This is a genomic window from Marinomonas mediterranea MMB-1 (genome assembly GCF_000192865.1).
GTDB lineage: Bacteria > Pseudomonadota > Gammaproteobacteria > Pseudomonadales > Marinomonadaceae > Marinomonas > Marinomonas mediterranea.
In genome coordinates, this window is record NC_015276.1 from 325,747 (window position 1) to 341,355 (window position 15,609).

13 protein-coding genes are annotated in these 15,609 nt (G+C 44.1%); 5 read left to right on the forward strand and 8 right to left on the reverse strand.

The features are described 5' to 3' along the window. The 3 genes from cydB to MARME_RS22010 are packed head-to-tail and all read right to left on the reverse strand — an operon-like array spanning position 1 to position 2,654. On the reverse strand, positions 1-1,023 hold the full coding sequence (cydB, locus tag MARME_RS01595; protein WP_013659523.1) for a cytochrome d ubiquinol oxidase subunit II: 1,023 nt from the start codon (positions 1,021-1,023) through the stop codon (positions 1-3). Continuing rightward, positions 1,023-2,429 carry a cytochrome ubiquinol oxidase subunit I gene (locus tag MARME_RS01600; protein WP_013659524.1) on the reverse strand — a complete coding sequence of 469 codons (1,407 nt, stop codon included), beginning with the start codon at positions 2,427-2,429 and terminating at the stop codon, positions 1,023-1,025. Before MARME_RS01600 ends, cydB begins: the two co-directional genes overlap by 1 nt. 27 nt (positions 2,430-2,456) lie before the next feature. Next, positions 2,457-2,654 carry a hypothetical protein gene (locus MARME_RS22010; RefSeq protein ID WP_013659525.1) on the reverse strand — a complete coding sequence of 66 codons (198 nt, stop codon included), beginning with the start codon at positions 2,652-2,654 and terminating at the stop codon, positions 2,457-2,459. A 179-nt stretch (positions 2,655-2,833) separates the two neighbouring features. On the opposite strand from MARME_RS22010, the gene MARME_RS01610 reads away from it, so the two are divergent. Both MARME_RS01610 and MARME_RS01615 read left to right on the forward strand, forming a co-directional pair. Then, entirely contained in the window at positions 2,834-4,843 is a 2,010-nt protein-coding gene (locus MARME_RS01610) for a sensor histidine kinase (RefSeq protein ID WP_013659526.1), read from the forward strand. Positions 4,844-4,846: 3 nt separating this feature from the next. Continuing rightward, on the forward strand, positions 4,847-6,229 hold the full coding sequence (locus MARME_RS01615) for a sigma-54-dependent transcriptional regulator (protein ID WP_013659527.1): 1,383 nt from the start codon (positions 4,847-4,849) through the stop codon (positions 6,227-6,229). Between the two features lie 12 nt (positions 6,230-6,241). Here the strand turns inward: MARME_RS01615 and MARME_RS21260 are convergent, their stop codons facing one another. Then, the gene (locus MARME_RS21260) at positions 6,242-7,396 is read right to left on the reverse strand and encodes a GGDEF domain-containing protein (RefSeq protein ID WP_013659528.1); all 1,155 of its coding nucleotides are present in this window, start codon (positions 7,394-7,396) and stop codon (positions 6,242-6,244) included. A 200-nt stretch (positions 7,397-7,596) separates the two neighbouring features. Between MARME_RS21260 and MARME_RS01625 the strand changes: the two genes are divergently transcribed. Then, complete coding sequence (locus tag MARME_RS01625; protein ID WP_013659529.1) at positions 7,597-8,232, forward strand: DsbA family protein; 636 nt, start codon at positions 7,597-7,599, stop codon at positions 8,230-8,232. A gap of 67 nt (positions 8,233-8,299) precedes the next feature. Here the strand turns inward: MARME_RS01625 and MARME_RS01630 are convergent, their stop codons facing one another. Then, a complete protein-coding gene (locus MARME_RS01630; protein ID WP_013659530.1) occupies positions 8,300-8,860 on the reverse strand; it encodes a hypothetical protein in 561 nt (186 codons plus the stop codon). Positions 8,861-8,903: 43 nt separating this feature from the next. Further along, a complete protein-coding gene (gene xseA, locus MARME_RS01635) occupies positions 8,904-10,265 on the reverse strand; it encodes an exodeoxyribonuclease VII large subunit (protein WP_013659531.1) in 1,362 nt (453 codons plus the stop codon). A 92-nt stretch (positions 10,266-10,357) separates the two neighbouring features. Between xseA and guaB the strand changes: the two genes are divergently transcribed. Then, the gene (gene guaB, locus MARME_RS01640) at positions 10,358-11,830 is read left to right on the forward strand and encodes an IMP dehydrogenase (RefSeq protein ID WP_013659532.1); all 1,473 of its coding nucleotides are present in this window, start codon (positions 10,358-10,360) and stop codon (positions 11,828-11,830) included. Between the two features lie 109 nt (positions 11,831-11,939). Further along, on the forward strand, positions 11,940-13,517 hold the full coding sequence (gene guaA / locus MARME_RS01645; RefSeq protein ID WP_013659533.1) for a glutamine-hydrolyzing GMP synthase: 1,578 nt from the start codon (positions 11,940-11,942) through the stop codon (positions 13,515-13,517). Positions 13,518-13,643: 126 nt separating this feature from the next. Here the strand turns inward: guaA and MARME_RS01650 are convergent, their stop codons facing one another. Beyond that, complete coding sequence (locus MARME_RS01650; RefSeq protein WP_013659534.1) at positions 13,644-14,690, reverse strand: DUF5666 domain-containing protein; 1,047 nt, start codon at positions 14,688-14,690, stop codon at positions 13,644-13,646. Next, a complete protein-coding gene (locus tag MARME_RS01655; RefSeq protein ID WP_013659535.1) occupies positions 14,683-15,552 on the reverse strand; it encodes a DUF6502 family protein in 870 nt (289 codons plus the stop codon). The genes MARME_RS01650 and MARME_RS01655 overlap by 8 nt, the downstream gene beginning before the upstream one ends. Positions 15,553-15,609 lie beyond the last annotated feature (57 nt).

Below are 15,609 nucleotides of genomic sequence, written 5' to 3' on the forward strand. Positions count from 1 at the left end.
TTAATAGCCTTCTTGATAGTCTTCGACTTTTCCGGAGAAAACACGGTATCCCCAAAGGGTATAGGCGAGGATCAAAGGTATAAAAAGACACACACCAACCAGCAAGAAGGTAAGGCTTGAGTCTGGCGCAGCCGCTTCCCAAAGCGTAAGCTGACGTGGGATCAAATACGGGAACAAGCTAACAACCAAACCAATGAATCCGGTGAGAAAGAGTCCAGCAGAATACCAAAAAGGTCGACTGTCATTTTTGCCTTCAGACTGGCCGCTCAGCATTTGATGACGAGTAAAGTGTTTCCATATGCCAATACTTAAAAAGAGGCTAATAATGGGTAAGGGGCTGAGATAGATAAAGTGGCCGTTTTCAAACCAACGGTTCTGTATTTCAGGTGATGCTATCGTTGTCCAAATACTCACAGTGAGCATTGCCAATACCACACAGATGAGTAAATTTTTTCCTAGATGGCTTGCACGTCGTTGAATGTCGCTTCGGCTCTTCATAAACAAATAACTACTGGCCATAAGTGCATACCCTGCCATCACACTAAATCCGGTTAAAATAGTGAATGGAGTAAGCCAGTGCCAGCTCGCAATCATGCTGCTGCCCTCTGGAATGCCTTGGACAAGGCTCCCCAATAATATGCCTTGGCAGAATGCTGCAATGGCTGAGCCTGCGCTAAATGCCAAGTCCCAGTATGGGCGAGAACGATCCGCCTTGAAGCGATATTCGAACGCGACGCCTCTGAAGATCAATGCAAACAGCATCAACATAATAGGGAGGTAAAACGTTGATGTTATCCCCGCGTAAGCCGCAGGAAAGGCTGCAAAGAGCATCACGCCTCCGAATACGAGCCAAGTTTCATTACCGTCCCAGACATGGGAGATCGAACGCATAAGGTGGTCGCGTTCGGATTTGCTTTCGAACCATGGGTAAAGGATGCCTATTCCAAGGTCGAAGCCATCTAACAAAACATACATGAAGACTGCGAAGCCCAATATTAAAAAGTAAAACAGTGCTAGATCCATTACGCTTTCTCCTCTGAGTTTTTCAAACTTTTAACCCATGCAAGTGCGTATCCTGGCGCTTTCATCCCGATTAATTGCTGCTCCAATGTACTCATACTAGGAGGTCCTTTTTTGATCACTTTTCGCATAAAATAAAGGTAAACACCTAGCAATAGGGTGTAGATGATGACGAACATGATTAAGGTAAAAAGAACGCGCTCAGCGGGAAGCGGAGAAATGACTTCCTGAGTCCGTATTAGGTTATACACCAGCCATGGTTGACGCCCTACTTCGACGACATACCAACCCGCTAATACGGAAATAACACCAGAGGGCGTAAATGCCGCGACTAAGGTGAGAAACGGTTTGTTCTCAAATAAACGGTCTTTTTTTCGTAATATCAGAGCAAGTACAGCAATACCAATCATGCCAAAGCCAAGGCCGACCATAACGCGGAACGACCAGAATACGAGGGGGACATTGGGCCTGTCTTGAGGCTCTACTGATTTTAACCCAGTCAATGCGCCGTCCGGAGTATGCGTTAGAATAAGGCTACCTAATTTAGGAATACCAATTTCATAATCGTTTTGCTCTGTTTCCATGTTGGGTAGGGCAAATAAGAGGAGTGGAACTTCCGCCTCTTGTTTAGGCCATATGCCTTCCATCGCGGCTAATTTTATCGGTTGATGCTCTTTTACATTTAACCCATGTAAGTCTCCTATGTAAGCTTGCAATGGCGTAAGGGCCAGTGCGATCCACATGGTCATCGACAAGCCTTTCTTTGCGAACGCGACGTGCTTTCTTTTAAAAAGGTAGTAAGCGCTGATGCCCGCTACGACAAAGGTGGCGGTGATCATTGAGGCTAGCAACATATGAGTTAAGCGATAGGGCATCGATGGGTTAAAGATAACTTCCATCCAGCTAGCCACATGATATTGGCCTTCTACAACTTTGTAACCTGTCGGCGTTTGCATCCAAGAGTTTGCAACGATAATCCAAAATGCTGATATCCAAGTGCCAATGGCGACGGTAATCGTCGAGAAAAAATGCATTTTTCGACTGACTCGCTGCCACCCAAAGAGCATGACACCAAGAAAGCCCGCTTCTAGAAAGAAGGCGGTTAATACTTCATAAGCCATCAATGGGCCGAGTATTGGACCAACAAGGTTTGAAAACTCGGAGAAGTTTGTACCAAATTCATACGATAAAACGATACCGGAGACAACACCCATACCGAAGGTGATCGCAAATGGCTTAATCCAAAATTTTGCCAGTTGTAAGTAGAGCGGGTTATGCGTCTTTAACCATAACCCTTCCCAAATCGCTATCAGCGTAGCAAGTCCAATCGTAATACTTGGAAAGATGATGTGAAAACTCACCGTAAAGGCGAATTGAATTCGAGACAATAGGGCAACGTCGAGTTCCATATTTAACCTCAGGTTAGTGGCATAATGTTAAAGAAGAGAAGAGTCGTTGCTGTTTGAACGTGTGCGACTATTTAGAGGTGTTTCACTGGGTGAACGCTGCGGTGCCTTATCTAATGAAATTGAAGCACGCATTGTGAGCCATTGCTTGACGGCCAAAGGGCTGATGGCCAAACATATCATGGCAAAGAGTGTGATGACCTCCATCAGAAGTGACGCTGTATTCATGGGTGTTTCCTCGTTATTTTTGATTTAAATCAATTGTTTCCTCGTTTATAGCAATCTGTATGCCATTTAATGGTTTTGTTTTAAACTATTGAATTTTATGGTTATTTATTTCTGTGGTTTTTATGGTGTAAACTAAGTTTACGTTTCTTGTCGTGCTTATTGTTAATGAGGTTTACAGGTTGTCGTTATCAATTTTTTTTGAAATTTCGATTTTACTAACCAGCGTTTGTGGTTTATTGGTCGCGTCATGGCTCATTTGGCGAGCGGGGCAGCAATCGGAACTGAGAGCGTTAGCAGGTTTTGCTGTGATGATGGCATGCTGGTGCTTCGGGCACTTAGCACTCTTTCACGGGGAGATTCGATTAGGTGTCGCGTTGGTTTTGGCGAACCCCATCATGCCCACTTTCTTTTTGCATTTCGCGCTGTTGTTTGTGAATACTGGATCGGTAAGGCGTCCGATGTTAGATGCTTGGGTTAGAGGTTTGCCGATTGTTTATATGACCAGTTTTATCGTTGTGGGGTATAGCTGGTGGGCTGGTGCGGGCAGTGCTAATTCGTTGATTCAAGGTCGGCCGTTTTTTGTGTTTACTGAGTCAGGTATGGTGAACCTAGCGTACACAGTGATTATTGGTATGCTTGCGCACGCCATATTACTTTATGGGTGGCTACATCATATAGGAAACAAGCGGCGGTCTATTTTAGCGATGTTCGGTGTGGGCGCTTGGGGCTTACTATTGGCAACGAGCTTCGTATTCCCCTCTTTTGGTATCGAGCGCTTTCCCTATCCAATGTTGTTGCTTCCAAGCTACCTGCTCTTGTTAGTCTATGGCGTGGTGCGTTACCAAATACTTGCCGTCAATGCCTTCGCAAATAGAGCTTTGTTAGTCTTGGCTATGATGCTGGTGTTGCTTTGTATGATTGCAGTGGCAAGTGCGGTTTCTGCTCAGGTTGGGCTGAGGGCGCTGTCTGATGTACCCATTTGGCAGCTTTGGATTTATTCCATGGCGATTCTTCTAGTTGCTGCTCTCCTTTATCCTATGTTGAGCCGACTGAGTGAAAGGTTGATCTACCCCGGCGCTGTATTGACGGATTCAGTATTAGAGCATTGGTCGTCGAGCCTCGAAGGCGCATCCTCTTGGGAAGAGCTGATTGATAAAGGTGAGCGCTTACTTTCTACCTATCTCAGAAAAGATGTCACTATTATGATTGAGGGAGGCGAAGGTGTTTCCCGTGAATCTGCGAAAATAGACACTCAACTAGGTTTAAATGTAATCGTTTCAAAGCATGTTTCTGGCTGGTCTACCGATCATAATGAGAATGCCGATATGAGTCCCGGGATGCGGTTGTCCATCGAGGTTTTCGGTTCTTTGCTTGCAACGAGTTGTGGGTTACTAGAGCGCTCTCTTGAGCTAGCTGAGGCTGAGAAAAAGCGTTTAGACGAACAGCATTTGGTTGAGTTAGGCCACCTGTCTGCGGCGATGGCACATGAGTTACGCAACCCACTTAATATTATTTCAATGGCGTCATACAGTACGTCCAAAGAGGTAAAAGAACACATTCAAACGCAACTTAAACGAGCTGATCGTTTAGTAAGCGATATGCTGGTGTACTCTGGAAAACTGACGTTGCAGTTATCCACTGTTCGTTTATTGCCATTGGTTAAGAGCATTGTAGCAACGACTGAAAAGGGAGCGGTGCAGGTTGACGTTAATATTCCCTCTGACTTGCAGTTTGAGGGTGATGCACATCGAATCCAGCAGGTTTTTATTAACTTGATTGATAACGCACTCGCTTTTGTACGAAATCAAGAGGGTGGTGCAATACACATCTCTGCAAATGTTGAAGCAGACGTTAAAGGGCTGAGCCTTGTTCGTATCTATGTAAAAAATAATGGGCCGGAACTCGATGGTAGTTTAACGACCGATGACTTATTTCAGCCGTTTGTTAGTAAACGTTCGGGCGGAAGTGGTTTAGGGTTGGCGATTGTACGACGAGTAATGGAAGCTCATGGTGGTACGATTCAGTATTTAGCTAATCACAATACACCTAATGGCAATGCCGTTATCCGATCTTCTAGCGACTATCAGACTACACATAACGATGAGGCTTTGCGCCAAGATAGTGAAAGATCAATCGACGGTAGTTGGCCTGTTACGTTCGAACTTATTTTCCCTGTAAAAGAGAGTTAATGTATGCAAGCTGGTGGGCACATTTTATTAATTGACGATGAACCTGCGTTTAGAGAATTAGCAGGAGGTTGGTTAGAAATGCAGGGTTATCAAGTGGCCAGTGTTGGAACCTTGACGGAAGCAGGGTATGCGTTACGACAAATAACGCCCGATTTAGTTCTATTGGATCTATCGTTGCCTCCTGTTTTTGACCCACAAAATACACTACAAAGTATGTCTATGTTTGGTGATACTCCGGTCATTATTATTACGGGGCACGCTGAACGAGAGCTAGCACTTGCTGCCATTTCGCAAGGTGCTTGGGACTTTATTGCCAAACCGATAGATCCTGAAATGCTGGCTGTGGTGGTGCGTCGTGCGGTCACGAAAACACAGTTAGAGCGAGAAGTCTCTCGTCTGAAGGCGGGGTCGAAAACAAAAAATGCGAATGCGTATATCGGCGTCTCTGAGAGCGCTCAGAAAATTCGTTCTTTGATTGAACGCATTGCGCCAACCGATGTTCGGATATTGGTCATGGGGCCGTCAGGAACAGGCAAAGAAGTGATCTCGCAAAGCATACACAACCTTAGTCTTAGGTCATCTCGTGCTTTTGTCTCAGTCCATTGCGGGGCAATACCTGCAGACTTGTTAGAAAGTGAGCTATTTGGCTATGTCAAAGGCGCTTTTACAGGGGCGGAGAAAGACAAAGAAGGGCTGTTGAAGCTCGCGGATGGCGGGACATTGTTTTTAGATGAAATTGGGGAGATGCCAAGTGCTATGCAAGTGAAGCTTCTCCGTGTTCTTCAAGAAGGTACTTTTTTCCCTGTTGGTGGGCGAGAGCAAGTACACATTGATGTGAGAGTGATTTCGGCAACGAACGCGAACTTAAGCGAAAAAGTGTTAAATGGGGAATTTAGGGAAGACTTATTTTATCGAATTAAAGGAGTGAATATTGAAACCGAATCTCTGCATGATCGGTCTGAAGACATTCCTTTACTGGTCCAGCATTTTTTAAGCGAGCAACGTAGCAAAGCAAATGCGATTTCATTAAATAAGGAGTCCATGGAGTGGTTTTGTTCTCAACCTTGGAAAGGGAATGTGCGAGAGTTACGAAATGCATTGGAAAGCGTCATCTCGATTTGCGCCGGTGATGCGGTCTCATTAGACGACATAAGCCTGCTCTATCCCGATGTAAAGGCGGCATCCGTAATGTGTGGAAGTGAGCAAATGCAGGAAAGTGCTGTGTCTTTGGAGCTACCTCTAGATGAGCAAGTAAAGCAACTGGAAATCAAGACCATAAGAAGAGCGATGGATGAAACTGGGGGCAATAAAACTCAGTCAGCGAAAATGCTAGGTCTGTCTCGTCAGGGATTAATTAAAAAACTGGAACGTTATGGACTTAATTAGAGTTTATCTTAATTAAGTATTATATTGGTAAGAGCAATTTCTTCCGCGTTTTTTTGCCTCATAAAGCGCTTGATCGGCTGCAGAATACATCGTATCACTTGTCGCGTGTTCAAACTGATTTGCATTGACGACGCCAATAGAGACTGTGATACAGTTTGAAATGTCGCTTGTTTCATGGGGGATTTTCAGTTTTTCAATCGTTTTTCGAATGTCTTCTGCTAACGCCAAGCTGTCTGAATAATCGAGGCCGCAGTAGAGACAAGCGAACTCTTCGCCCCCTACTCGGTAGGCGTCTAGCCCTAGCGTTTCGCTATTTAGAGCGATAAGGCGTTCGGCGATTTGGGTCAATGCTTTATCTCCGGCTATATGGCCTCTGTTGTCATTAAACATTTTGAAGAAGTCGACGTCGAAGACGACCAGAGTAAGTGGTGACCGAGAGTTGTTATACCTATCTACCAATTTACAAAGGTGTAGATTGAACTGTCGCCTATTGTACAGCTTCGTTAGAGGGTCTTCTGTCGACAACCGATTTAGCGTATTTCGTTGTTTGAAAATGACAATTAAGGAGTAGGAAAGTATCAGCAGCATGCTGATAAATACCACGATCAAGGCATTGATAGCGGTCGCAATTGTTGATAATTTTTTGACGTAATTTTCGGTATGCAGTCTTAGAAATTTACTGCCGCTGGCGAACATTTGAGTATTTGCAAATTTAAGCTTTAGTATTTGCTGAGCGACCTTTGGCATGAATGTTATTTCATTTTTAAATGCATTTTTTAAAAGTGACTCAAGCGTTAGGATTTGTTCTTCAAATTCACCTATCTCAGCACGTACATGGGACTTATCCAAGTTGGTATCCAATGCATCCCACGTTCCCCGTATATTGATCACTCGGTACTTTAGTTGCTCTGTTCGATTGATTAATGAGCGACTGTCGTAAGAAAGTGAGTGCTGCTTTCGAAGCCTCATCTCCTGTTCTAATAACGTGACTTGATGAATGGATTGATGCAATTGATAGCGAATTTCGTGCGGTGTTGTGCTGATATTTTTCTGTATATCTCTGATGCTCTGCTTGAACTTTACAAGACTGCTTCCTAACCCAATCAAAATAACGGCAGTGACTAAGACTAATGTTGCTTGAAACGTACGTGATTTGGCGAAATTCACATCACTTTACCTCTACTATCTGAGTTATATTTCTCAGAACGCGTCGACGGCTAGTAAAAATATTTTTCTTCTTTAATTATCGTTTTTTATCTTATGAACTTTCTATTAACACGATAGTTAATTTATAACGTACGTCAGTCTGTCATTACTTTAAACTGACAAATTCTAAATAAACCCATTTCTTGATTGTAGGTAATAACATGTCAAACGTCATTTTACATTATGTTAATGACCCTCTTTGTGGGTGGTGTTATGGCGCTAGCCCTTTGATTCTTGCTGCTAATGAACTTGAATGTGTCCATGTTACATTGCATTGTGGTGGTCTTTGGATTGGAGATCGTCGTCAAAAAATGGGGCCGAAATTACAACAATTTGTTTTGCCTCATGACAAGCGTATTGCGGAGATGTCAGGGCTGGTATTTGGTGATCGTTACCAGCATGAATTGCTTAAAAATGAAGATCTGATTTTGGATTCTGAACCGCCAATACGAGCAATTATTGTCTCAGAGTCACTTGAGAATAAAGGGCTTCAAATGTATGCGGCGATTCAAAATGCTCATTACCAAGATGGTCGATATGTGTCTGACATTAACAACTTGGCTGAGATCGCAGAAGAAATAGGCTTGAGGCGTGATCTATTTTTAGGTGAGTACCTTAAAGTGGATCTAGCCGGTCACCTAAGCGATAGCCTTGAGTGGCTGCGAAAGCTGCAAGGTCAAGGTTACCCAACAGTTGGGGTAGAAATTGATGGGGTTCTAAATTCTATTGAAGTTTCCCGCTTTTTGGGAAAAACTGATCAGTTTAAACAGCATATTGAAGCACTCTTAGCTCGTTAACACACTTTTAGCTCGTTAACGCTTAGATAGCCATCAAAGATTTTTATAAATGTAGATTATTTAAGGGCTAGCTGCCTAAAATAATGGCTGAGTGAGCAAGCACTTCAAGGACAAACTTGCCTAATGTTAGTTCGTTATAATTAAGCTTTATCTCGATGGTATTGAGCTCAAATTGTTTTAGTTCAGTAGAGACTTTGATACCAGACACAAAAACAGGTTCGGTCCCCGTGACTGAGCTTTTAACTCTTATAGTATTGGTAATGCTATCGTCGACGTCTAGACCTGCGATTTTAATGTCATCCCGTGTCAACTTTGCGTTTGTGAAATCGAATGTTAGCGGTGGTTTTGTCGAAGATTTAGCTTCAAATGACAGGGCTAGAGTCCATTGCCCGTTTTCTTTATCAAACATGCCTGGAGGCGACGAGTTTTCAGCGTCGACTGTAATGGCAATAATGCGATTACCGCAGTTGAATTGTAAGTTAGGCGATTTTAACTCTTCCTGAATACAGGTGTTTTCCGCTGTTGGGCTAGCATTGCTAGCAGGGGTCAATTGAGTTTGTGTGCACGCGGCTAACAGACAACAAACAGTCAGAGCGGAGAGCTTACTCAGAAATTTTATATCGGTCATTACAATTCCTTCGGTGTCGAGATGCTTCTATATCCAGTAGAGTTTAAAACGCCTTTTCTATGTCGTCTATGTGTGTAACCTGACAATCGAAAGAGCCGTCTTCGACTTTAATATTGAGGGTACTGCCGACACTAATGTCATCTTTTGAACGGATCACTTTTTTATCTTGTGTCGCGATCGCATACCCTCTGGCTAAAGTATTTAGAGGGCTCACTAAGTTAAGTTGTTCAACGAGTCGGGTAAAGGTTGTTGCCTTAGATGTCATTGTGCTTTTTAGCGCTCTGTTTAAGCGCCCTTCGAGTTGCTCTATGTACGCTTGTTCTTTGACTATAGTGCGCATCGGTGACGTGGACATGAGTTTTATCGAATCTTTCTCTAATCGAACTTGTTTCGAATCTAGGTGTTTTTGGATGCCTTCTTTTAAGCGATGATTTAAGTTGTGTAATTTATCTTGCTGGATATCAAGGCGTTCTTTAGGGTGTCGAATCCGCTTTAAGAGAAAGTCTAGCCTTTGCTGTGCGGTTTGAGTGATGCTCTCTATTCGCCTCGTTAGTTTGAGTTCAGATTGCTTTAAACCCGATAGTAAGGTTGAGATTTCGGGACTTAGTAATTCTGCGGCGGCGGTTGGCGTTGCTGCTCTTATGTCTGCAACAAAATCTGCAATCGTGAAGTCTGTCTCATGCCCAACAGCGGAGACGATAGGGGTTGTACAATGAAAAATGCTACGCGCGAGAAGCTCATCGTTAAAACTCCAAAGGTCTTCTAAGGAGCCGCCGCCCCGACCAATAATAATGGCATCGAAATGGCCGCTGCTGTCAGCTCGCTCTAATTGCTTTGTTAAATTGGCCGCAGAACCTTGACCCTGAACGAGAGAGGGCAATATTGTTAATTCTGTTAGAGGGAAGCGGCGTCGAAAAGCGATAATCATATCTCGAATGGCGGCACCGGCAGGAGAGGTGATAATTGCGATCCGTTCAGGTCGTTTTGGTAACGGCTTTTTGTGATTTTGCTCAAACAGCCCTTCTAACTGTAATTTGGCCTTGAGTCGGTCATAGGCTGCTTGCAATGCTCCTTCTCCACCCGACTCCATGCTCTCGACAGTGAGTTGGCAATCTCCTTTTGGTCCATAGAAAGTCACCTTCGCTCTAAGCCGAACATGATCGCCGTCTTTTGGGCGAAAACGAACGGCGGAGTTGCGGTTTTTAAACATAGCACAGCGGATTTGAGCTTTGTCATCTTTCAGTGAAAAGTACCAGTGTCCAGACGCCGGACGAGCTAAATTCGATATTTCACCTTCTACAAGAATCCAAGGCAAACTTGCCTCTAGAAGCTGTTGTATCTGTCTATTTAGCTCTGATACGCTGAAAGTTGGCTCTGAAGTGTGCAAAGTTGTAAATTTTTTCATCAATCACTCATGGTTTTGATTTACCGAACGTCCCTGTTGAGATAGAATTACTTGCCATCTTAACACCCTGTTGGCATTGGAAACTCCCCACTATGTTGCGAATTGTTCAAGAAGCTTTAACGTTTGACGACGTACTGCTTATCCCAGGCTATTCTGAAGTCTTACCAAAAGACGTTAGTCTAAAAACGCGTATCTCAAAAGGTATCGAACTAAACATCCCACTTGTTTCTGCTGCAATGGATACGGTTACTGAACATCGTATGGCAATTGCGTTAGCGCAAGAAGGTGGCATCGGTATTATTCATAAAAACCTTACCATCGAAGAGCAGTCGGCAGAAGTCCGTCGAGTGAAAAAATTCGAAAGTGGTATCGTTCGTGATCCGGTAACGATTAATCCAAGTGCCAGTGTTCGTGAATTGATGAACTTGACATCAGCGCACAATATTTCTGGTGTACCCGTTGTAGAAGGCAACGATTTGGTTGGGATTGTTACGAGTCGAGATGTTCGTTTTGTCAAAGATTTTGATCAAACGGTTGCTGACATCATGACGCCAAAAGAGCGTTTGGTCACTATTGAAGAAGAGAATGCCTCTCAAGGCCGTGTGCGTAAAATGCTGCACGAACACCGCATTGAAAAAGTGTTAGTGGTAAACGACAAGTTTGAACTTCGCGGTATGATGACGGTTACTGATATCAATAAAGCGCGAACTTATCCTGACGCTTGTAAAGATGAGCAAGGTAGCCTTCGTTGCGGCGCAGCTGTTGGTACGGGTGCTGACACAGAAGATCGTGTAACCGCTCTAGCGGAAGCGGGTGTTGATCTTATCGTTGTTGACACAGCTCATGGTCACTCTAAAGGAGTGATTGATCGTGTTCGTTGGGTAAAAGAGAACTTCCCTCATATTCAAGTTGTTGGTGGTAACATCGCGACAGCGGAAGCGGCCATTGCCTTAGCTGATGCAGGTGCAGACGGCGTAAAAGTGGGTATTGGCCCAGGTTCTATCTGTACAACTCGTATTGTTGCTGGTGTCGGTGTCCCACAAATTAGTGCTGTTGCGAACGTTGCTGAAGCAATGAATCCTCGTGGTATTCCTGTTATTGCTGATGGTGGTGTACGCTTCTCTGGTGACATTGCTAAAGCGATTGCTGCTGGCGCAAGTGTTATCATGGTTGGTGGCCTACTAGCAGGTACTGATGAAGCACCTGGCGAAGTGGTTCTGTTCCAAGGACGCTCTTTTAAAGCGTATCGAGGTATGGGCTCATTAGGTGCAATGTCTCAATCTCAAGGTTCTAGCGACCGTTATTTTCAAGACGCAAACAGTGGTGTAGAGAAACTTGTTCCAGAAGGTATTGAAGGGCGCGTTCCTTCAAAAGGCCCGATGGCGGCAGTGGTTCATCAGCTAATTGGTGGTGTAAGAGCATCGATGGGGTATACTGGCTCCGCAGATATCGAGTCAATGCGTACGAAAACGCAATTCTCACAGATTACAGGCGCTGGAATGCGTGAAAGTCACGTACATGACGTGACAATCACCAAAGAAGCACCGAACTATCAAGCTGGCTAAGTTTAGATAGTAAAAGAAACTCAGATGGGGTGTCATTGACACCCCATCTTTATTTGATAATTTATTTTGATACGTAGCCCTTTGTGTAAGGGTGAAGGATAGGCTAACAATGTCGCAAGATATCCACGCTCATAAGATACTTATTTTAGATTTTGGTTCTCAATATACTCAGTTAATCGCTCGCCGTGTTCGTGAAATTGGTATTTTCTGTGAAATTCGTGCTTTTGATATGACGGACCAGGAAATTGTCGATTTTGCTCCAAGGGGCATTATTTTGGCGGGCGGTCCTGAATCTGTTGCCGAAGAAGGTTCACCGCGCGCACCTGAAACTGTATTTTCATTAGGTGTTCCTGTACTGGGCATTTGTTACGGCATGCAAACCATGGCCGAGCAAATGGGCGGTAAAGTTCAGTGCTCTGATGTACGTGAATTTGGGTACGCGCAAATTCGTTCACATGAAGACTATACATTGTTGAATGGCGTAGCTGATCACATTGCTAACAATGGCGTGTCATTGCTTGATGTCTGGATGAGCCACGGTGACAAAGTGGTTGAAATGCCAGAAGGCTTTTCTTTGATGGCGTCAACTGAAAGCTGCCCAATCGCAGGTATGGCGAATGAGGCGAAGAAATTCTACGGTGTTCAATTCCACCCTGAAGTGACTCACACTAAACAAGGTGGTGTTATTCTTTCTCGTTTTGTTGTGGATATCTGTGGCTGTGAAACGCTTTGGACGCCAGCAAATATTGCAGAAGACGCAATCGCTCGCATGCGTGAGCAAGTTGGCAATAAGAAGGTTTTGTTGGCTCTTTCTGGTGGTGTAGATTCATCTGTCGTTGCGGCTCTTCTTCATAAGGCAATCGGCGATAAGCTGACCTGTGTTTTTGTCGACAACGGTCTACTTCGTTTAGATGAAGGCGATCAAGTAATGTCTATGTTTGCAGAAAACATGGGTGTGAATGTGATTCGCGTTGATGCAGAAGACTTGTTCTTAGGTAAACTTGCTGGTGTGGCGGACCCCGAGCAGAAACGTAAGATTATCGGTAATACTTTTATCGATATTTTTGACGAAGAAGCGGCTAAATTAACGGACGTTGATTTCCTTGCGCAAGGCACTATCTATCCGGATGTCATTGAATCTGCGGCCTCTAAAACCGGTAAAGCACATGTCATTAAATCTCACCACAATGTGGGTGGCCTTCCAGAAGATATGCAATTCGAATTGGTTGAACCTCTACGAGAGCTATTTAAAGACGAGGTTCGTAAATTAGGCGTGGAACTAGGCTTACCTCCACATATGGTTTACCGTCACCCGTTCCCAGGACCTGGTCTAGGTGTTCGTATCTTGGGTGAAGTTAAGAAAGACTACGCTGATATTTTACGTCGCGCGGACGCTATCTTTATTGAAGAGTTGCGTGCATCAGGCTGGTACGACAAAACGAGTCAGGCATTTACCGTGTTCTTACCTGTTAAGTCGGTTGGCGTTGTTGGAGATGGCCGTCGCTATGAATACGTTGTCGCATTACGTGCCGTTGAAACAATTGACTTTATGACAGCGCGTTGGGCTCATCTACCTTATGAGCTATTAGAAAAAGTGTCTGGTCGTATTATCAACGAGATAGAGCATATTTCTCGTGTTACCTATGATGTATCGTCAAAACCACCTGCGACGATTGAGTGGGAATAGTATATTTCGTTTAGTCTAGAAATAAAAAAAGGCCAGCCTAAGCTGGCTTTTTTATTGGTGTTAAGGTTTAGTTGTATCCGTAATACTGTTAAAACGTAAACAGGCTATTTAAATGATAAAGACCTGTTACCTTCGATTCTTATCTCCTCGGTTATCTTTCTTTTCTCTTCCCTGCTTATTCGTATTTCGCTTAGAAGATGAGCCTTCATTTCTGCTACTTCGAGTTTTTTGCTCTTTTTTTGAAGACTTACTATTGTTATTCGAACCAGATTTTGGTGTTGAATTGCGTTCTTCTGGCGTCGTTCTCGGGTTGGTATCATAGTTCTTATTGCCATCTTTAGGCTTAGGGCTTTTAGCAGAAAGCTCGATGTCTCGTTGATTAGGCTTGTCTTCTTCTATATCTATTTCTGTGTCTTTTTTATCTCGATCAGGTTTCCTACCTTCAATTAGATAGCTATTCGCAAATCGACCGAACACCTTTTGACTTGTCACTTTTTCAATGCCGTTTTGGGTGATTGTTACCTTGTCGCCTGCTTGGATACCTATACCGGAAGGTAGGCGTTTATTTCCCAATCTCAGATTGCCCTTGTTGTCGAGGTAGGCGAGACTTGAAAGTTGCCAGTTAGTAGAAGAGGCTCGATGTTCTCGACTTACATCTGTACTGTAGAACGCGCCATTAAAGAAATAGCCGCTGACAGCGAGCCTGTCACCGATTGAAATGTTAGGCCAATTACCTGGCGCTTTAGGGTCACGAAAAACGGCTTCCCCCAATATGGTTAATGAATCATCAGTGACTTCTTCAACCTCACCAATCAATGCGTGTTGTATCTGGATTTCTTTCGCAAACCAATCGCTATCAACCTTATGACTGAGTACGGCGACCTGTTGTCCTAACCTTAGGTCCGTCTCGTTTGCTTTCTTTCCATCGATGGTAATCAACGTATGTTCATCAAGCTCTATTTCTAAGCCATTTACCCAAATGCTGCCGAATTCGGTGATGGTGCCGATAATTCCCGTGCCGCCAAGGCCACGATCGTCTGCCAAGCCTGTTCCGCCTAATCCTCGGTCATCGACTGTCGCCTTACCTGTGCCACCGAGGCCTCTGTCATTACTGGCGCCGACCAGCATAAGCAATGAAATTGAAACAAGCAGGAGCTTAATGAGCTTAGGCATTTTTTTGATCCTGCGCTGTTTGAGCGCTCACGAGGGAGGATTCTTCTTCCCGGAAAAAATACGTACCGAGAATAAATCGGTGATGATTGTTAAGTGTGTCTTGATCGTCTCTTTCTGCTAGTTGCTGCGCTTGTTTATTTAAAGCAAGTAGGAGGCTATGGCTTCCCTCGTGCGCCGTTTTTTGCAGTTCATCTACAGATTGTTTAGATAAGCGGTTGTAAAAGACGGAGCGCTCAGGAAAGGGTGATCGAGTGTTGTCTAGATTGTGTTCGCAGGCCGAAATATGATCGGCGGTGTTGCGGGCAAAGAAACTCATTTTGGTTTCTAAATCGTCACTTGGAAAGAGCGCTTCCAAGTTGAGTTTTAATTTGGCGCCGGGTTGCTCGACGAGTAAGCCTCTGCGCAGCCACTCATCGAATAAGGTTCTGGGACGTATATCTAGACTGACTTGTTTGACTAAGGTGTCAAATGACTTTTCTCCATGTCGATCCAGTTCCAACGGATGTCCCTGAGGATCTAAATAGCCACTGTCACCTAACCAAATACTGAGTACTCTTGATGTGATCGAGTGCTTGGTTGTTAGGTGGCTTGATTCGTCTACTTCGTCAGTGAGTCGTTTAACATCTTTACGGTGTACGCCACTGACAATACTAATTCGGCTTTGAGTTACTTTTTCATTGTTCAGTTCTAACGACTTCTTTACTTCTCTTACGTAAGCATCTTTAGTCAGTTCCGCAAATTCAGGGAAGCTAACGCCATATCGAATCGCCAAGCGAGTAAGTGCCCCTAAAACACGCTTTAAGGCGATGCGAACTAGGTTTTTAGAATTTGTTTCGGCGCAGTTTGGATCTTGTGCTGACATATTGTGTAAGGTGTTCTGTCGATAGCTTAGTGACTAAGTCTAATCTCGTGTGGGAAA